Source organism: Nocardia sp. CS682 (assembly GCF_004634405.1).
GTDB lineage: Bacteria > Actinomycetota > Actinomycetes > Mycobacteriales > Mycobacteriaceae > Nocardia > Nocardia ninae.
The window spans coordinates 1,003,253-1,021,750 of the sequence record NZ_CP029710.1 but is presented as its reverse complement, the minus strand read 5'-3'; the positions used below and the strand labels follow the sequence as shown (position 1 = coordinate 1,021,750).

Here is an 18,498-nt window from a genome sequence, read left to right as displayed (position 1 = left end):
CTTGTCCGCCGCAGTCCCCGCGCCCCGCACGCCGATCGCGGTTGGCCTATCGGTGTTCGATGACCGTGGGCAGGGGAGTGGCGGTTCCGGCTGCCGTGGTCGGGAAACAGGGCGAGGTTCCAGCCAGCGAGAGCCTGTCTCGATCGCTGTCATTGTCGGCTTCGGCGTTGGCGAAGCGGCATGTACGCAGCAACCGTTGATCAGCGTGGCAACGTGGCCGAATCCAGCAATTGGAGTTGTCGGCGCCGGCGAAAATTGACAACCACCAGGACCGCCGCGATGGTGATGAGCGTGACCGCTCCGACGACTCGCAGAATCAGGGCGCCCGAGTAGAAACCGAGCGCCACCGCTGCCACCCCCGCTACGGCGCCGCAGACGCCGGATCCGACAATCGCGATGCTGGTCCGCCGCAGTTCGCGCTCGATCATGGAATGCAGCCACTGGAGGTTGACGCCGGTAGGGCTCTGCCCGCGCACGATGTGCTCGAATCCGATTCTGTTGTCCAGCGATCCGAACTCGCTGGTGCGTCGTTGGTCGTTGAGGTAGGCGCCGCCTCCGACCCCGAGCCCGCCGCCGATTGCTCCGGCGACCGCATACGGTGGGCCGAGGGTGGCGATGAGGACATAGATCGCCGTGCCGCCGCACAGAGCGGTGAGCAGGATGTAGATCGGTGCGGCGACCGTGGTCGCGCCGATTACGGCGCGGGAGGGTTGCAGTTGTCGAACTTCCATTGGCCCTCCTCGACGGTCCACCAGCGTGGTGTCTCGTTGGCTGGGTCTTGCTCGTGGCCTGCTTCGTATAGTTGGGCTTGGGCGCGGTGGACACCGCGGCTGGGGTCCTCGGCGGTGACGACAAGGACTCGCAGGCTATCTGGTCCCGGGTGGGGTTTGTCGGCGAACTCGGTGGCGATAGCTCGAGCGTATTCGTCGTAACCGATCGCCTGGCGGCAAGCGTCGGACCGCATGTCGTAGGCGTCGCGGTAGCGCCCTTCGTAAATCGCTACCCGCATGGACTTGACCCGAAGTTGCAGGTCGTCGGCGGTGACGGCTGAGGTCGTGGTGGACGAGCTCGGGCCCGAACCCGGCTCCGACGGAGTGCCGCATCCGGTCAGCCCGATCAAAGCGGCTGCGGCCACCGTGGCCACGGTGCACGCTCGCTGTCTTGTTGTCACCAGCTGACCTCCGTTGGACCAGGAATGGCGTGATAGATGCTGTGCTCGCCGCGTCATGCCAAGCACGCTCCGGTGCACGGCTTGTCCGGCCGCTGCGGCGGACTCGGCTGGGTCCGTGGCGGGTCGACGGGGATGGCGGTTGGCGCTGCTGTCGGGGTGGCAGGTACGGGCGGCGCTGGTTGAGGTGTGTAGGGCGGCGCGGTGGGCGCAGCACTTCCGCCGCCGTTTCCATCACCACGACCGTTGCCGTTGCCGTTGTCGCCACCATTACCGTTTTGGCCAGTGGGTGTCGTGGAGGGTCTGAGCTCACTGGGTGCCGGGATTGCGGTGCCCTTGATGACGTGGTTGAGCTGGACACTGACCTCCGGCCCGAGGATGCCGTATTTCACCGTGATCGTGTAGTAGTCGTCGGCCTCAGGCGCCATCAACCGCATCACCCCAGCCATGACAGCGCCGCAGACAAACGAAATATAAGGACCTACAACGGGAATGGCCGCGCAGGCCACGCCCGCAGCACCAGCCTCGAAGGCCGTGGCGGCACTGTACAGCGCTTGCGACTGGGTCGGGGTCAGATCGTATTTCTGCCTATGAAGCGGCGGGAGGTCGAGCATGCACGAGATCGGATTCAACAGACACACACCATCGGACACCGGCTGGGCAGCGCTGGGGCCGGAATCCGGTCGCCGTCCCACACTGGTGGTCGGCAACGGAAGCGCCGCAGAGCCGGGAGCGGCTGTCGGCGGCGGTGATGCCGGCCGTGGTTGCGGTACCTGCTGCTCGGGTATCGGGACGATCGGTGCGCCGTTTCCGGGACCGACCGGTGGTGGCGTGAGTGCACCCGCGCGAGACCCGCCACCGGTGCCGGGCTGGCTCTGTGCCCAGGTCGGCAGCGGCGGTTGAGAGGGGGCGGGCGGTTGGGAGGGTTCGGGAACATCGACACACGGCCAGCCCGGATGCATCTGCTGCCACTGCTCACACGGAATATAAGGTCCTGCCGACGCGGGTGGGGCGGCGGGATCGACGGTGGTGAGCACGGCCGAAACCATCAGCAGCGACCCTGTCGTGGCGAGGGCGGCACCGGTGCGCCGCCAGCGTCCTCGGCGGCTCATGGTCGCCTGGCATATCGAACGCCCGCGCTCCTGAATGCGTTTGGCAGGCACGGTCTTTGCGCTGCTCATAGGTACACCGGGTCGCCGTAGACGGTGACGGAGTTGTCCGCGGCGGGCGTGGAGATCCGTGCGGTGGCGTAGGAGCGCAGACTCACCGGGCCCATGCAGGAGTCGATTTTGACCTGGACTTGCTCGGCGGTGATCGACGCGCGCGGCCCGGCCAGGGGTTTGGTGCCGAAGTCGATGGTGGCGATGGATCCCGGTTTGAGGGTGGTGGAGATGTTCGGTGACACCGACGCGCTCGCACCGAGGCTGACGCTGGGGGGCCAGCTGATGTTGAGTGAGGCGTTCGGGCCGACCGAGAACCCCATGCCGAGGGTGAGACCCGTGGAGACATCGACTTGGCAGCCGATCTGATACCCCAACGCCAGCGAGCCTGCCGAGACCGGCGCAGTTCCCGCCCCGGTGATTTCGGCGATCGCTTTGAGGCTGACAAAGCCCTCGCGGGTGAACATCGTCGAGGCCAGATTCGGATACCGATCCAGATTCTCTTCCGTCTTGGTTACCGCGAGAGTCCACCCGTCATCGGTGACAGTTTCCCGATGCTTGTCGGCCACTGGATCCGCACCGGCAACGCCGGCAGCCCACATCCCGGCCAGCAGCACGGTACTGCTCGCCGCGACGCTCGCCACGGCTCGCACAATTCTCCCCATCAGTCCCACCCCTTCCAAAACCAACTGGCAAACTTGTAGCTATCTTGCATGGCAGTCATTTCCGGCGGTGCTATATGTGAGCACTGCCACTCTTGGTGGCCGGTTCGGGATTGGATCGGGTGCGACGGACGATTGACATGAAAAGGGCTCTGGCCCTGTGGACTACGAAGGGACCGATAGTCGCCGGTGGATCGGGAACTGAGGTGCGCGTGTTCGAACCGTTACCGACCGCGATCTCGGATACAGAATCGCGGGTCGACTCCTCGATGAAATCCCGCTGATCGGCGAGGTGGGGCGGCAGAATGTCGACCATGCGGACATTTGCCCGATTGTTGCAGAGCGTGGTCGCCGGAGTGCTGCTCGTGGCAGTCGGGCAGGGCGTCGCGGCTACCCCCGCGCAGAGCGAGGTGTTCTGGCCGCAACTGCCGCAGGGCCAGGTGTCCTGGCCGCAGTTGCCGTGGACGAGTGCGGAGCCGGACGGCGTGCAGGCGTCGGCGGCGGCGCTGGCGGAGGGGATCGCCGGTACGGTGCTGTGGTCGCGGCAACCGAATACGGTCGTCCCGATAGCCAGCATCACCAAAGTGATGACGGCACTGGTGGTGGTCAACGCCGGTGACCTCGAACGGACGATCACCGTGCCGCACGAAAGCATCGCCTACTGCGTCAGGCACGACGGAAGCACCGCAGGCCTTGCCCCCGGCGAGGTGCTCACCGCACGCCAGCTGCTCTACGCGATGATGCTGCCGTCGGGCTGTGACGCCACCTACGCGCTGGCCGAGGCTTTCGGGCCCGGCCAGGACGGTTTCATCACCAAGATGAACGACACAGCGCGTCAAATGGGCCTGGCGGGAACGCATTTCACCGACCCCAGTGGTCTTCCCGTCCCGAACGACGACTCCAATTCCTCCACGCCGGCGGACTTGGTGACCCTGGGCCTGCGCGCGATGAGCCAACCGGTGTTCCGTGACATCGTCGGGACGCACAGCTATCACCTGCCCGCCGGCCCCGGCAACCGCGAGCACCACTGGCACACCACGAACCTGCTGCTGGGCGACTATCCCGGCGCGGTCGGCATCAAGACCGGGTACACCGACGCTGCGGGAACGTGCCTGCTGTTCCAGACGGTCCGGGCCGGAATACCGCTGATCGGTGTGGTGCTGCACAGCTCGACCCACGGCGCCGTCGCCGCGAAGGACGACGCTGAGCGCATGCTGGACTGGTTCTACGGCCCGATCCTCAGCGCGCTGCCGATCGGTTAGCGGTCAGCGGCACCATCAGTCTTCTCGCGGTAGCGCGCGTGCTCTGAGCTGAGCCGCCGTTCTACTGATGATGCGGGAGTCGCTTCGCCGTCGCCTACAAGCGCCTACATGGCGAGCACCCGAGCCGAACCCTGCACACCTTGACAATCGGTCAGCAGAGTCGTCTTGCCGTAGAAAATCGGCGTTGCCGCAGCGGTGGGGCCGCCGGAGCCGGGCCAGAGCCAGGTTTCCTGGGTGGTTTCATGGGTAGCCAGTCGTTATCTTTGGCCTACGGCGAGCGGAGGAAGCCGGAATGAGAACGCCCGCGTGGCCGATCCCGAGCGGTGATGAGCAGGGCGTGGAGTTCGATCTCGACGTCACGCCGGACTGGCGGATTCGGGATGCGGTACGGACGCTGCTCGCACCTGATACCAGTGTCGTCGTCGAGGACGCGGTCCTGGTCACCGATGAGATGGTGGCCAACGCCCGTGAGCACGCCCGTCCGCCCTGGCGCTGCCGCCTCACGTTTGCTGCGGGCTCGGGTCGGCTGCGGATCGAGGTCGACGACAGCGGACCGGGGGACCCGCATATGCGCGAACCGGACCTGACGGGTGGGCGCGGGATGATTCTGCTCGACCGCCTAGCCCTCGCCTGGGGAGTCGTGCACCATCAGCGATTCAAGACGGTGTGGGCTGAGCTTCCGCTCGATCGCCCCCGGCTTTCGCCGGTGGCCCCGGCGCCATCGCCCGATCCGACGGACCCGGGGTCAGGCGGCTAGAGGTCGTCTCGACAGGTCCGAGTCACGCGGCGAGGGCGTCTTCCACGCTGTGGTAGAGGGCCAAAAAGCGCTCCAGACCTGAGATTTCGAGGGGACGGATCACCGGGCGGTTGGCGTCGACGACGATCCGCAGCGGCTCCTGACGGTTTTCAGCTTCCCTGCTGGTCGCGGCGAGAGTCGTCAAGCCCGCGCCCCCCAGGAATCGCACATCGGTCAGATCGAGCACACAGAACGCGGCACGGGTGCGATCCAGCCCGTCCCGGACCGCGGTCGCCAGCTGCGCAGCCGTCTCGGTGCCGACCTCACCCCGTACCGCGACCACCGCAACTTCACCGACCATCCGATGCTCGACCCGCAACGGCGACAACTCCTGCTCACGCTCAGTCACCTGGGCACTATAGAGCCACCGTCGGCGCGCAACCCGAACTTTGCCTACGCCGCGCTCGGTCTATCCGACCACCCTCATCTGCTCCGGCGGTCGCGCAGAATCAGCCATGCGACCAGGGCCGCGATAACTACCGCGATTGCGGCGGCGAGCGGCACTCGCCTGCTGTTTGCCACGGCCGCGAGCTGGACGGCCCGTTCCTGGGCGACTCCGGTCACCCCGGTCGCTTTCGCTCGGGCGGTTTCGGCGGTTTCCCGCAGTCTGCCCTCCACCCTTCCTCGAACATCGAACTTGTCGGTCAGTTCCGCGATGGTCTGGCCCAATTCCTCGCGGGTCAGATCGCGGTCGGCCCGCAGCAGTTCCGTCTCGGGTGACTCGGCGGACGGGTTCCTCTTATCGTTCATCGCTGTTGTCCGTTCTCGATCGCCGGGAAGCGGCTCGTACAAGACCGAAATGGCCCGCTTCGCGATTCCCAAACCCGACGACTCGCGGGTCTCGCCGGCACGGCGCGATGCCGCCCGGTGCTGTGGCCGCGGTGTGGTCAGCGGGGGTTCACCACGGGCCGCCAGCCGCCGTCGTACTCGGCTGCGAATCGACCCGATGGTGCGTGACTGCCCGCGACGGCGAGCGCAGCGGCGGTCCGGACCGCGGTCTGCTCGATATCGGTGAAATTGAGTTGAACGTGGGTGACGTGGACAACCAGGTTCGACACGTCGACGCCGATTCGGGAGAGCAGACCGAGCCCGTCCTCGGCCCCGCGCAGCGCCGCGTCGACGAGTTCTCGGTCGAACCGCGGTTGGATCGAGCTGGTATCGGCGGGATCGACGGCCCAAACAGCTTGGCTTCGAGCGGGTTTCGTTGCTCTGCCCACCGCAACGGTTACCTGTCCGAAGTAGCCGACCCCGCCCTTCTGGCGCTGTAGCCGGTAGTGCCCGCGCTTGCTCGGGAGCTCGACCGGATCGGTCATGACTTCCAGTCGACGAATCGACTTGGTAGATAGTCGGATTCGATGGCTGCCGGGAGCTTCTGATCATGTGCCAGCGCGGCGAGTGCCAGCAGCGGCCACGCGATACGAGACCGCGGCGGGTTGCGCAACGCGTCGGCGAGCTCCTGGCTGATGTCCTTCTTGGCGGCGAGCCGCTCGATGATCCGGATACGTGGAAGCCATGCCGAATCTGCCGGTGCCTCGGCCAGCCGCTCCAGCGCGGGCGGGAGTAGTTGGGCGACAGCGGCTTTGACGTCCTTGTTGCGTGGCCAGCGGGCCCGCTGTAGCAGCGCCGAAAGGGCGGCGGCGTAGGCGTAGGGCACGCGCAGCTCCGCGGCATCGGCCGGTGTCCACAGGTTCGGGTGATACATAGTGTGGAACTGGCTGCGCAGATAGAAGTCACGCGGACCGTTGCGGCAGATCAGGGCCAGTTCGAACGCTTCGATCCACTCGTGCACCGATGGTGTGCCGAGCTCTTCGTCGCGGCCCGTTGTCACCGACATGCGTAGCAGCGGCAGGTCACACCGCGCCGTATCCGAGGTGTGCCGTAGCCGCGCGCCGAAATACGAGCTGGTCGCGTTCGACAAGGTCAACACGGCGGGCCGTGCGTGCCGGTGCGTCATTGCCGGGTCCTCGGCCGCCATCGCTTCGAGGTAGTTCCACAATGCCTCGATCAGGCTCGGCAGTCCCGCCGCGCCGACCCGATCCGTCGCTCCCGCAGCACGATCCAGCTCGTCGTACAACGCGGTCAGGGTGACACTGTCGGTGTGTGGTGGGGGAGCGGCACTCATGCGACCAACATAGTGGGTGGAGATGCGCCACCGATCCGGCAATCGATGCAGCTCCCGGTGCCGAACCCAAATGAGTTGTCGCACAGGGGAATGACCTCGATGCCTGCTTCTTGGGGCGAGGTGGCGGGTACGCTCGAACATATTTAGTTCAATACCTGAATTAACTCTAGGATCGATATGGTTACGCCAACTCCTGCCGACAAGTTCTCCTTCGGATTGTGGACAGTGGGGTGGCAGGGGAGGGATCCGTTCGGCGACGCCACCCGACCGGAACTGGACGCGGTCGACGCGGTGCATCGACTCGCGGAGCTGGGCGCCTACGGTCTGAGCTTCCACGACGACGATCTGATCCCGTTCGGCGCGTCCGCCACCGAACGAGATCGCCGCATCGCGCGACTGCGGACCGCGCTGGCCGAGACCGGGCTCGTAGTGCCGATGGTGACCACCAATCTGTTCACCCATCCGGTGTTCAAAGACGGCGGGTTCACCAGCAACGATCGGCAAGTGCGCCGGTTCGCGATGCGCAAGGTTCTGCGGAATGTGGAGCTGGCGGCTGAGCTGGGCGCGCGAACCTATGTGCTGTGGGGCGGGCGCGAAGGCGCGGAGTACGACAGCGCCAAGGACGTACGCGCGGCGTTGGACCGCTACCGCGAAAGTCTCGATGTGCTCACCGGATTCGTGCGAGACCGCGGCTACGACCTCCGGTTCGCGATCGAGCCCAAGCCCAACGAGCCACGCGGCGACATCCTGCTGCCGACCGTCGGGCATGCGCTGGCGTTCATCACCACGCTCGCTCATCCGGCGTTGGTCGGGGTCAATCCCGAAGTGGGGCATGAACAGATGGCCGGCTTGAACTTCGCGCACGGCGTCGCGCAAGCGCTGTGGCACGGCAAGCTGTTCCACATCGACCTCAACGGCCAGCGCGGCGTCAAATACGACCAGGATCTGGTTTTCGGGCACGGCGATCTGATGAACGCCTTCGCCTTGGTCGATCTGCTGGAGAACGGCGGACCGGACGGCGCGCCCGCTTACGACGGGCCAAGGCATTTCGACTACAAGCCGTCACGAACCGAAGACCTTGCAGGAGTGTGGGAGTCGGCCGCTGCGAACATGCGGACGTATCTGCTGTTGCGCGAGCGCGCCCGCGCCTTCCGCGCGGATCCCGATGTGCGCGAAGCCTTGGCGACCGCAGGCGTCGATGAGCTGCGTACCCCGACGCTGGCGGCGGGGGAGACCTACGCCGATCTGCTGGCCGATGCGGAGTCGGCGAAGTTCGACGCCGACCGCGCCGGGGAGCGCGGATACGGTTTCGTCCGGTTGAATCAGCTGGCGCTCGAACATCTTATCGGCGCGCGGTGAGCGCCGAGGGACAGTGGTGCCAGTTCCGCGAGCGATGACGCGGCCGTCCAGCCCCGTGCACCTGCGACAGGTGCGGACGGGGAACTTCCAGGCGGTGCTGCTGGAGATGTTGGACGGCCCGGCGTCGCGGGCCGAACTCGCCCAGCGCACCGGCCTCACCAAAGCCACCGTCGCCAGCCTCGTGGAACCCCTACTGCAGCAACAGATTCTCGCCGAAGGCGTCGTGGTGAACACCGGACATGGCCGGCCGTCCCGCCCACTACACTTCGCCGCCGCAGGACCCGTAGCGATCGGCGCGGAAATCAACGTACGGCACCTCGCAGTCACTGCGCAGCGGCTGGACGGCTCGACCGAATTCGAACAGCGAATCGAGGTGAACAATCGCCACGCTGCCGCAGCTGACATCGTGCCCCGGCTCGCCGGCCTGATTCGCACCGCGATCGCCGCATGCGGCCGGGACCCACTCGGAATCGGGCTCGCCGTACCCGGCATCGTCCAGGACGGAGTTGTCGTGCATACCCCGAACATGCCGGGCCTCAACGGAATTCGACCGGGCGATCAGCTCGCGGTTGGTCTCGGGCGACCGGCGGCGAACGTAGCGGTGGACAACGAAGCCAATCTCGCCGCCCTCGCCCACGTGTGGCCACACCGGCTGTCCGGGAACGACTTCGTCTATGTCTCCGGCGATGTCGGCATCGGCGCCGGAATAGTCATCGGCGGAGCCATGTTTCGCGGCCGAAGCGGTTTCGCCGGCGAACTGGGCCACGTCACCATCGCCCGCCCCGGCCGCCCCTGCCCCTGCGGCAGCCACGGCTGCGTGGAGCAATACGCCGGACTCCACGCCATTCTGCGGACCGCGGGCAAGCGCGACCTCGCCGCGCTCCTACACGCCCTGGACCAGGGTGACACCCGCGCCCTCACCGCCGTAGCGAACGCAGGCGCGGCCCTCGGCGCCGCCCTCGCCTCGCTGATCAACATCTGCGACATCGCGACCGTAGTCCTCGGTGGCAGCTACGCAGCATTGTTCGATCACCTCGCACCTGGCGTCCGCACCGAACTCGGCACCGGCGTACTCGCCGCCGCCCGCCGCCCCACCCAGCTCACCGTCTCGGCATTCGGCAGCGCCGCCGTCACCCGCGGTGCAGCCGCCCTGATCACCCGCCGCTGCTGCCTCGAACCGAACCTCTTGCTGCCGCCGAGCCGCCTAGCCGTGGCAGATGAGCGGCGATAGCCTCCGCATCCATAAGCCCACGAGGTGCCACTCACCGCCACTGGATCGCCGGCGACCATCGCCAATTGAAGAACTCCAGCGAGAAGGTCCCCGGTTTGGGCGGGGTCGGGCAGGTGACGGTGAAAGTTCCGTTGCGTGGAATATCGACTCGGGTTTCGCCGAGGTAGTTGGACTTCCAGCTGTGGGTCGCGTCGGTCGCGTTCCAGCAGCGCACTGCCCGAGATCCGGCCCCTGCCGCGTCGACGACGGTCACGGTAACGGTCTTGGCGTCGGATTGGGCGATCGTTACGGGCTCACGAGGCGGGGGCGCTGGGGCGGGTGCCGGACCCGGCCTGCCGGGGAGCTCCGCAGGAGCCGGGCCAGGACGATTGGCCGCCGGCGCCGGGTGGATGATTCTGGTGGCCTGGACGCCGGCCCAGGTTGCGAAGTCCTTGGATCCTTCGAAAGCATGCCCGAGATAGCGCCGGTGCATCTCCTGGTTGTCTTTCGGCTTCAGCTTGCCGTCCTGCCCGACGAGGTCTTCACCGTCACATACCGGGTCGCCGTACACGCAGATCGACACCACCGGATCGTCGGCATGGAAGGCTGCGCGCTGCCCGAGACCGCCCCCGATCCGCCAATGGTCTTGATCCTGGGTAAGTTTGCCGTGGCTGTAGATCGCTTCCGTTGTTCGCGGCGACGGTCCGTTGTACGCGGGTTCAGCGATGAGAACGACCGCTGCGATGCGGGCGCGATCGACCGGCCCGTTGCCGTGGAACACCGACTGGGCGAGATCACCCATGATGTGACCGCCTTGCGAATAGCCGACCAGGACGAACTTCGCCGAACGGCATTCCGTCGCTTGCTTTTTCAGCTCCTCGTACGCGCGCGAATAGCCGGTGTCCTTGCTTATCCGGTAGGCCGAGATGTCGTAGGTCAGTTTCGCATTGACCGCACCGAACGCCTGGAGGCCCGTCGCGGGATAGTTGATCGGAGTCACCACCAGCGGGCCGAGTTTGTCGGCAATCGGCGCGACAGCGGCAGCGACCTCCGCCCCCAACCGGGCTACCAGCGAGCTCCTGTCGACACCAGGCGGCGGCGCGTGTGCCGGCCCCTGATTGGTTCCCGCAGCACCGATTACGACTGGGGATAGGCAATTGTCGTCCGCCGACGCCACACCCGGACCTACCACGACCAATGAGGTGAGCATTGTGACGGAAACCGTCCAACGACGGAGCCGCTTCGCTCCGGTCGCACACCGTTTCAACGGGACTCTCATGAGATCCCTTCCTAGCGACCAGCGTCAGCGACTCGTCACGGTTCTGCGGCCTGTCGATCGCCGCATCCGGAGCATCGGGCCGCCGATACCTTCAGCCAATCTGACTGCACAACAAAGCTATCGCTATGGGCAGGTGCGCTCTATCGGTCGATCGGCGGACACCGGGCGTTCGCACCAACTGGCCGCATCTGGGGAATTCGACGCTGGTCACTGACAGCCCGGCCCCGTACCTTCGCGATATCGGGCAGGCACTCGGTGCCTGCTGTTAATGGATTGGGGTGGGTTCATTGGCGTTGTCTCAGCAACTTTCGGAAAAAATGTCGAGGTCGCGGCACGGGCTGGTGCGTGCCGCGTCGATCGCAATGGTGGTCGGCGCTCTGACAGCGGGCGGGCTCGTGGTCGCTCAGGCTCAACCGAGCCCGGTGCCGTCCCCTTCCACAACGACGTCGACCGCTCCACCAACACCCGCACCATCCCGCCCTCCGGCATCGAGCACTCCTATACCAGCGCCGCGCGCTACCTCCAGCACAGCACCCTCGTCAACAAACCCGCCGACGTCCTCAGCAACTACGACGTCGTGCGCGCCGGGCACGAAGTCGAAGCCTGTCTCCTGGGCTCCCACGCGGAACCCGCGTGCCACGATCGAGCCGGGCAAGATGCGTTCGGACTGCGAACAGATTCCGAAGGGGTTCAGTAAGGCCGACGCAGATAAGGCCGAGACCATGGAGGCCGCAGCGGCGGCGCGCCCGCATACCCGGTCAACCGCCAACCCCGGCTGCCAGGTGTACTGGCCGGCTCCGTATGAGGTGTGTGGCGCGATCCGCGACAAGTACAACGAACTCGGCGGCCCGAACAGCTTCCTCTTGTTCCCGACCAGCAACGAACTATCCAACCCAGATGGCGTCGGCAAACGCTCTACCTTCCAGAACGGGCCCATATATTGGTCGCCGACCGGTGGCGCGCACCCGGTGGTCAACCACTTCTTCGCTGCCTGGCAGCGCAACGGCTGGGAAGGCGGGCCGCTCGGATATCCCACTTCTGATGAGGTCGTCAACCCCGACAACATCGGCCGCCGACAGTACTTCCAGGGCGGCATCATTTATTGGAAACTGAACGAGGCCTACTACGTGGCCGGTGCGATCCGGGACAAATGGGGCGAAACCGGTTGGGAGGGCGGATGGCTCGGCTACCCGAGCTCCGACGAGACCAAACTGCCCGACGGACAAGGACGAATGAACCGCTTCGAGCGCGGTGTCATCTACTGGTCGCCCCGCACCGGGCCCCATCCGGTCGCCGGGGTGATCCTCGAGAAGTGGGCGAAGGCAGGCTACGAGCGCAGCAGTCTGGGATATCCGACGGGAGATCAGACCAGCCGCGACAACAACGTCACCGTCGAACAGCAGTTCCAGGGTGGACTCCTCACGGCGCCGGGCCCTGCCGCGTCCGAATTGGCGTATCTGAATCCCGGCACGACCGGCGAACAGCAGATCGCGGCTGCCCAGCGCTGGGCTCAACAGATCGCCGCGCCTGTCATCGACGTGCTGGTCGAGGCGCTACGGCGAGCTCGGCAATATACAGAGGTCAAGAGCCCCGACAGCCCCTCTCCCGATGACTATGAAAATCTGCCGGATGCACGAGGCAAGGGCGACATCTTCTACGCTGATTCCAGCCCTGACCTTGTGGTGATCAATAAGCTGGTCAACCACGGACACAACGGGATCTACGTGTCGACGACGAACACGATCGAGGCGGCGCAAGGCAAGGGGGTACATGAAGTCGACAACCGCACCGCGACCAACGGCGGTCGACGACAAGTGCGAAAGCCGCAACTGGGCTGGATCGAAACCTCTGATGCGATCCGTACCTCCGCAGTGGCTTTCGTCCGCTCGAAGCTCGGGAAGTCCTACAACAACAACTTCGCCTTCAACCGCAATATTCAGGACGAGCAGTACAACTGTTCCCAGATCGTATGGGCCGCCTACATGCACGCATCCAATGGCGACATCGATATGAAAGACAGTTTTCCGAACCCTACGCCGTCTGTGTACCCCAAGGAACTCTTCACATCCGGATGGGTCCGCAAGTACTATCCGTGACTTCAGCGACGCTTCAACGAGAAGATGAGGAACTCCTAGCGCATGGTCGAAGCCAGGGCCCGGCGAGCGGCGAGTGCATGTGCCGCCGTGTTGATCGGGATGACCGTCTCGTGCTCCGACCAACCCGACTACCCCGGCGACGACCTGCGCAGGCTGCCCGCGGCGGCCGCCGGGGCCGTGGTCGTCGGACCGCTTGCCATGGAATCTGTTGGGCAGGAAGACCGTTCGCTGCTGTTCGTCTTCGGTGCGGACGGCAAGGTGATCGGGCGGGACCTCGGTGCGGCGGTCAGCAACAATCGGGTGCTCGCGGCGGGCGATCGTCTCGTCACCTCGTTCGCGGACTCGGTCGCGGCAATATCCGAGGATGCGAGCGAGCAGTTCGGTATCGACCGGGAATCGATAGTCCAATCAGCGGCGATCCAGCCGGAAGGCGGAGCGTCGACGATCTGGTACAACACCGGAATCGTCAACGGAGAGTACGTCAACCGTTTCGCCTCGATCGGTGCCGACAATTCGGTGCGCGCCGGAAAGGTCGCAGGAATCGTCGGAACCTCCTCGTACTGTGGAAAATCCAACTTCGCGGTCGTCCGGCAATCCGTCGTCGGCGGCGAGAATGCGACGAAGAACTGGCTTTACGAACTGGGACAAGACAACACACCGGTCGCCCGCGGGCAGTGGGACTACGACCCGGAGTTCCGCCCGGTCACCTCGACCTCCCCGTGCACGGCGGACGGATCCGAGATAGTCGCGCTGTACGCCTCGGAGCAGACCGTAACCGGCGGCGGCACTACCGGACTGACGTTGGTGAAGTTCCGCACCGCCGACGGCACGCGCACCGAAACAGCACTGACGATGCCCGGCTACACCTGGGAGACGCATCGCAGTTCACTGGCGGTGCTGAAAGACAAGCTCTACTGGGTCACCAGGGACGGTGACGTGCTCTCCGTGCCACTCGACGGGTCGAACACGGTGACGAAGGAGTGGACGGTGCACGGACCACAGGACAAGGTCGCGCTATCCGTACGCGGGCAAACGATCTCGGCCATCAGCTATCGAGAGAACGCCGAATTCTCGCAATACGACCTGGCATCCGGACGCAAATCTCTCGGCCCGATCGCGCTGGCATGGCTCGACGACATCCAAGGAAGCAAGACCGAGAGTGGTGGCAACATCTACTCTATCGCCGACATGACGGGTCTCGAATAGCGACCTGAGGGAGTACGAGTCGATGGCCTGCGTCTGGTGATGTGGCAGAGCGCGGGCGCCGCGTCCGAACGCGAGAGTTCGCTGCTGGTCAACTCGCGGCGAGGATTACCGCGCCGAGCATGGCCAAGCCGAAAGCGGTCAGGACGGTAAGCGGCAGCGCGCGGGTCAGCCCTGGCCCGAGGGAGCGTGCGATGAAGAAGCCGGCACCGGCGCCGAGTGCGGCGAGCGCGAGCCCCTCGCCTTTGACGAGGTAGTACACCGATGCCATTGCCGCGTTGCCGAACTCTTCGATGCCGCGCGCATCGTCACCGAACGGGATCGGAAACCGGTAGACGAGCCCGAGCAGGGCCGCGGCAAGGGGAGCGGTCAGTACGGCGGTGATCAAACCCCACACTGCCACCGCACACAGCGCGGGCACGGTCGTTCGACGTTCTTCGATCTGCATGCTTGCCCACTCTCTGGTCTCCGTAGGTGAATCGTAGAGTTCGCTGATCTGTCGTGAGGTTTTCGACTGGGGAGGCAGGGCGGGGAAGTCGCATCCTCGACGGAGACGGACGCGAGGGCGGCAACGCCGATCACCATGCATTACCGCAGGTGGCGATGCTTTCGAGACGCGATCACCAAGTTTGTCATGTCATTTGGCTATAAAAGCCCGGCTCGGTGAGTGAAAACATACACCAGGCAATCTCTTTACTCATGCTTTACCATGGGCGCTGCAAGCAGGTTCCATCGATCGAAGGGAAGCGCCATGAACGATCTGATCAAGACCCTCGCTCAAGATGCCAACTGGGAGAAGTGGGTCGACGTCAACTCGGACTCCGGAGCCAAGGACGGCTGCATTTCCAAGGCGGGCTGCATCTCCTAGCGGCAGGCCGTGGGCCGAGCTGGTTGCTCGGCTCGGCCCTGGCTGCCCGGACACCATGACCGCCACTCGTATCACGCGCCCGCTTCCGCACGAGTTCGTCGAGGCGACCCGCGACATTCCGTTCTATCAAGAATGGGCTGCGGCGAACTCCTTCCCGATCATCACGAAATCCGACCTCGCCGAGACTTTTCCGGATTCGTTCCTGACCCCACAGGTCCGTTCCGCGCTGGAATCCGGTGCGGCGCAATATGTCTGGTCTACCGGTACCAACCATGCCCGGATGCCGCTCATCCGGCCCCCGCTTTTCTTGCTGAAGACCTATTACGCGGTGTGGCGCGACCATCCGGAGATCGGCGACACGTTTGCCGCCGGGGTGCCCCGAGTATCGGTCACCACGCGGTTGGCGACCGATCATGTGGCGCGGGTCAACGAACCCAAGGGTGGTGAGCCTGCGGATCTCCCGCGGCGGTGGCTCGATGACCGGACCGTGTATGTCAATCAGGAGCTGGATCCGGCCTGCTGGTCGACGGAGTCCATCGATCGGATGGTCGAAGAGATCGATGCGGTTCGCGCCGAAAAAGGCAGCGGCCGTTACCATCTCGACTGTTCGTCGTATCACGCCGCGTACCTGCTGCGTGCGGCGGGCGACCGGTTCCCGCACCCGGTCAGCGCGATTCACGGTTATGAATTCACGCCCCGCAACGTCCGCCGTTTCCTTGCCGAACGGCTCGGTTGCCCGGTCGTCGAGCTCTTCGGAAGCACCGAGCTCGGTTATCTGTACTACGGCGATACGCAGGGCCGATACCACCCGTACCTGGTCGACATGGAGGTCGAGCTGCAGCCGATCCCCGGCAGTCGCGGTATTCACAGCCTAGTTGTGTCGAGCATCCGCAACCCGTTCATGCCGTTGCTCCGGTACAACACCGGCGACTGTGTGCACACCTGCGACGGATCATCCGACCCGCGGCAGATCGTGCGTTTCTGCGGTCGCGAGAAGGAACTTCTGGTCACCGACACCGCTATCACCTCGCAGGCGGAGCTCGACGATGTCATCGCCGACATCGGTCCGCAGGTGTTCGTCTACCAGCTGCGCGTCGACGGTTCGCAGGCGCAGCTGGCCTACACCACCTTCGACGGCGCGCCACTCGACCGTGCGTCCGCTGACGAGCTGGCAACTGCGGCGAGCGGATTGACCGGCGCGACGGTTGTCGTCGTGCACCGTAACCACATTCCGATCGGCAAGTCCGGCAAGTACGCCTGGCTTGTCCGCTGAAGGAGCATGCCGATGACCGAACAAGAGATTCTCGGCGACCTGTACGAGGAGACGGTTCGCTATGTGCGGGAGCACAATCGGGTCGACGAGCCCACCGCCCGCATCCAGGTCCGCGAGGCGGTGCGTTATCTGACGCTCGTGTCGGCGCACCGCGACGAGCTCAGCGGTCTGTTCCTGCCCGTCGAGCAGGCGATCGACGAGGTGTGGCACTACCTCATCCTGCAGACCCGCGAGTACGCCGACCTGTGCGAAAACCGGCTCCCCGGCGGCTATTTCATCCATCACCGGTCGATCTCCTACGGTGACTACGGTCGGCAGCAGCCCTCGCGTGAGGTCATGATCGAGCAGTTCCTGCGCTGGATTCCGCTGTACTGCAGCAGGTTCGGCGAGTTCGATGCCGAGGGCGGTAAGTGGTGGACCATGGTGCGTTTCCTGAACGAGCACATGGGTCACAGCCTGCGGGAGATCTCGTCGCTACAGCCGGTCGACGCGTCCGGCAGCTGATCGAAGGCTTGCGATGATCACTACGGCCGCCAGCAGCACCTGAACCACCAGCACCGTCACCATCGCCGTCTGGTGCCCGGACGCCTGAACGACCACCCCGAACACCGTCCCGAGAACTGCTGCGCCCGTGGCGATGGAGACCTGCTGTGCGGTGAGCAGCACACCGCCACCCATCCCGGCCAGCGCGGCGGGCACGAGTGAGAGCATGTGTGCGTTCATCGAACCGAGCGTGATGCCCTGCCCGGTCCCGATCAGCAGCATCGCCACACATATCAGCGGCCCGTTCGCCGCGGTCACGCCGACTGCCATGCCTGCCAACCCGACGCCCTGTACCGCCGCCCCCAACGCGATCGCCCGGACACCGAGCCGACCACGTATCCGCGGCACCGCGAACGACGAAACCAGAAATCCCAGCGCCATCGGCGCGGTCAGCAATCCGGCGACGACAAGCGAATGCCCCAGCCCTTCCTGCAATGTTTGCGGCAGCGCATAAAGGAATCCGCCAGCACCCGCGAAGAACGGCAACATCAGGGCCAGCGCCCACCGGAGGTCGGGATTGCCGAACATGCCCTGCGGCACCACGGCCGCCTTACCCGCGGCCGCACATCGACGCTGATGGGCGAGCCAGGCCCAGCCGATGGCAACCGTGGCCACCGCGAGGGCGATAGTTCCCGCACCGAGGATGGTCGACATCGACAGTGTCAGTAAGAAAGAGAGCACCGTCAGCGACAACAGTGCCGCGCCGCGCCCATCGATATATTGACCGACATTCGGCTCGGTATCCGGAACCAAGCGAGGCAAGAGCAGCAATGCGATGATCCCGACAGGAATGTTGATCAGGAACAACCACCGCCACGCGCCACCACCTCCCGCGAGCTCGAGCAGCGCACTGCCTCCGATGAGACCGACCAGCGCGGAAATTCCACTCATGGACGAGTACCAGCTGATCGCCCGTTCCCGGCGCGCGCCGGCATGGGCGGTTACCAATCCCAGCACCTGAGGCATCACGAACGCCGCCGTGGCGCCCTGCAGTATTCGGCTGCCCACCAGCACTTCGAAACTCGGTGCCCAGCCACAGAGCGCCGAGGTGAGCAGGAACCCCGCCACCGAGACCCACAGCACCCTGCGACGTCCGAAGCGGTCACCGACCCGTCCACCGACAATCAGCAGCGAGCCGAACGCCGCGATATAGCCGACCAGCACCAGACTCAGCAGCGCCGATCCTTGCTCGATGCCGAAGTCCCGCCGGATACCCGGTAGCGCCACACCCGCGATGAAGGTGTCCATCATCGGCACGAACGCGCAGGCAAGGATCAGCAGAATTCCCGAAGTGCGCAATACTCGTTCGTCGTTTTTGCGCCCGGAGAACGAACCGGCCTGAAAATTCAGGTTGCGCAACACGTGCGAGTATCTGCCCACCACGCGCCGAACGCTACCCGCAGCCGCAAGACAGCGCCGACAGTCCCCGGCCCGCCGCAGAGCAGCGGGCTTTGTCGACCGGTCACGCGAGGAGGGGTCACTTCCGGGGGTGAAATT

The 18,498-nt window shown here is 65.3% G+C and carries 19 protein-coding genes; 8 read left to right on the top strand and 11 right to left on the bottom strand.

Going from position 1 to position 18,498, the window contains the following annotated elements:
• Positions 1 to 200: 200 nt before the first annotated feature.
• The 4 genes from DMB37_RS04215 to DMB37_RS04200 all read right to left on the bottom strand — a co-directional run bounded on the left by DMB37_RS04215 (position 201) and on the right by DMB37_RS04200 (position 2,993).
• Complete coding sequence (locus tag DMB37_RS04215; RefSeq protein WP_135231554.1) at positions 201 to 731, bottom strand: hypothetical protein; 531 nt, start codon at positions 729 to 731, stop codon at positions 201 to 203.
• A complete protein-coding gene (locus DMB37_RS04210) occupies positions 695 to 1,171 on the bottom strand; it encodes a hypothetical protein (protein ID WP_135231553.1) in 477 nt (158 codons plus the stop codon). The genes DMB37_RS04215 and DMB37_RS04210 overlap by 37 nt, the downstream gene beginning before the upstream one ends.
• Positions 1,172 to 1,224: 53 nt before the next feature.
• Positions 1,225 to 1,782, bottom strand: a complete 558-nt coding sequence (locus tag DMB37_RS04205; RefSeq protein ID WP_135231552.1) for a hypothetical protein — start codon at positions 1,780 to 1,782, stop codon at positions 1,225 to 1,227.
• 563 nt (positions 1,783 to 2,345) lie between these two features.
• Positions 2,346 to 2,993: an MspA family porin gene (locus tag DMB37_RS04200; protein ID WP_135231551.1), complete on the bottom strand. Its 648-nt coding sequence runs from the start codon at positions 2,991 to 2,993 to the stop codon at positions 2,346 to 2,348.
• Positions 2,994 to 3,304: 311 nt separating this feature from the next.
• Between DMB37_RS04200 and DMB37_RS04195 the strand changes: the two genes are divergently transcribed.
• The gene (locus DMB37_RS04195) at positions 3,305 to 4,252 is read left to right on the top strand and encodes a D-alanyl-D-alanine carboxypeptidase family protein (RefSeq protein WP_240772234.1); all 948 of its coding nucleotides are present in this window, start codon (positions 3,305 to 3,307) and stop codon (positions 4,250 to 4,252) included.
• A 292-nt stretch (positions 4,253 to 4,544) separates the two neighbouring features.
• Positions 4,545 to 5,009, top strand: coding sequence for an ATP-binding protein (locus tag DMB37_RS04190; RefSeq protein ID WP_135231550.1), 465 nt, complete (start codon positions 4,545 to 4,547; stop codon positions 5,007 to 5,009).
• A 22-nt stretch (positions 5,010 to 5,031) separates the two neighbouring features.
• Here the strand turns inward: DMB37_RS04190 and DMB37_RS04185 are convergent, their stop codons facing one another.
• The 4 genes from DMB37_RS04185 to DMB37_RS04175 all read right to left on the bottom strand — a co-directional run bounded on the left by DMB37_RS04185 (position 5,032) and on the right by DMB37_RS04175 (position 7,170).
• On the bottom strand, positions 5,032 to 5,397 hold the full coding sequence (locus tag DMB37_RS04185; protein WP_135231549.1) for an STAS domain-containing protein: 366 nt from the start codon (positions 5,395 to 5,397) through the stop codon (positions 5,032 to 5,034).
• Positions 5,398 to 5,471: 74 nt separating this feature from the next.
• Positions 5,472 to 5,798, bottom strand: coding sequence for a DUF3618 domain-containing protein (locus DMB37_RS40410; protein WP_167768734.1), 327 nt, complete (start codon positions 5,796 to 5,798; stop codon positions 5,472 to 5,474).
• Between the two features lie 137 nt (positions 5,799 to 5,935).
• Positions 5,936 to 6,361 (bottom strand): hypothetical protein, encoded by a 426-nt coding sequence (locus DMB37_RS40405; protein ID WP_167768733.1) that lies wholly within the window; start codon positions 6,359 to 6,361, stop codon positions 5,936 to 5,938.
• Complete coding sequence (locus DMB37_RS04175) at positions 6,358 to 7,170, bottom strand: Imm49 family immunity protein (protein ID WP_167768732.1); 813 nt, start codon at positions 7,168 to 7,170, stop codon at positions 6,358 to 6,360. The genes DMB37_RS40405 and DMB37_RS04175 overlap by 4 nt, the downstream gene beginning before the upstream one ends.
• 177 nt (positions 7,171 to 7,347) lie before the next feature.
• Here DMB37_RS04175 and xylA point away from each other — a divergent pair, with 177 nt between their 5' ends.
• Both xylA and DMB37_RS04165 read left to right on the top strand, forming a co-directional pair.
• On the top strand, positions 7,348 to 8,529 hold the full coding sequence (gene xylA, locus DMB37_RS04170; protein ID WP_135231546.1) for a xylose isomerase: 1,182 nt from the start codon (positions 7,348 to 7,350) through the stop codon (positions 8,527 to 8,529).
• A gap of 16 nt (positions 8,530 to 8,545) precedes the next feature.
• A complete protein-coding gene (locus DMB37_RS04165; protein ID WP_135231545.1) occupies positions 8,546 to 9,760 on the top strand; it encodes an ROK family protein in 1,215 nt (404 codons plus the stop codon).
• A 31-nt stretch (positions 9,761 to 9,791) separates the two neighbouring features.
• Here the strand turns inward: DMB37_RS04165 and DMB37_RS04160 are convergent, their stop codons facing one another.
• A complete protein-coding gene (locus DMB37_RS04160) occupies positions 9,792 to 10,799 on the bottom strand; it encodes a cutinase family protein (RefSeq protein ID WP_167768731.1) in 1,008 nt (335 codons plus the stop codon).
• Between the two features lie 875 nt (positions 10,800 to 11,674).
• Between DMB37_RS04160 and DMB37_RS04155 the strand changes: the two genes are divergently transcribed.
• Together DMB37_RS04155 and DMB37_RS04150 are read left to right on the top strand one after the other, a co-directional pair.
• Positions 11,675 to 13,114, top strand: coding sequence for a YiiX/YebB-like N1pC/P60 family cysteine hydrolase (locus tag DMB37_RS04155; RefSeq protein WP_240772233.1), 1,440 nt, complete (start codon positions 11,675 to 11,677; stop codon positions 13,112 to 13,114).
• A gap of 42 nt (positions 13,115 to 13,156) precedes the next feature.
• A complete protein-coding gene (locus DMB37_RS04150) occupies positions 13,157 to 14,320 on the top strand; it encodes a hypothetical protein (RefSeq protein WP_135231542.1) in 1,164 nt (387 codons plus the stop codon).
• Positions 14,321 to 14,408: 88 nt separating this feature from the next.
• Here the strand turns inward: DMB37_RS04150 and DMB37_RS04145 are convergent, their stop codons facing one another.
• The gene (locus DMB37_RS04145; RefSeq protein ID WP_135231541.1) at positions 14,409 to 14,765 is read right to left on the bottom strand and encodes a hypothetical protein; all 357 of its coding nucleotides are present in this window, start codon (positions 14,763 to 14,765) and stop codon (positions 14,409 to 14,411) included.
• A gap of 475 nt (positions 14,766 to 15,240) precedes the next feature.
• Between DMB37_RS04145 and DMB37_RS04140 the strand changes: the two genes are divergently transcribed.
• A complete protein-coding gene (locus tag DMB37_RS04140) occupies positions 15,241 to 16,458 on the top strand; it encodes a hypothetical protein (RefSeq protein ID WP_135231540.1) in 1,218 nt (405 codons plus the stop codon).
• A 12-nt stretch (positions 16,459 to 16,470) separates the two neighbouring features.
• Positions 16,471 to 16,962, top strand: a complete 492-nt coding sequence (locus DMB37_RS04135) for a hypothetical protein (protein WP_206055183.1) — start codon at positions 16,471 to 16,473, stop codon at positions 16,960 to 16,962.
• Here the strand turns inward: DMB37_RS04135 and DMB37_RS04130 are convergent.
• On the bottom strand, positions 16,933 to 18,384 hold the full coding sequence (locus tag DMB37_RS04130; protein ID WP_167768730.1) for an MFS transporter: 1,452 nt from the start codon (positions 18,382 to 18,384) through the stop codon (positions 16,933 to 16,935). The genes DMB37_RS04135 and DMB37_RS04130 overlap by 30 nt on opposite strands.
• Positions 18,385 to 18,498 lie beyond the last annotated feature (114 nt).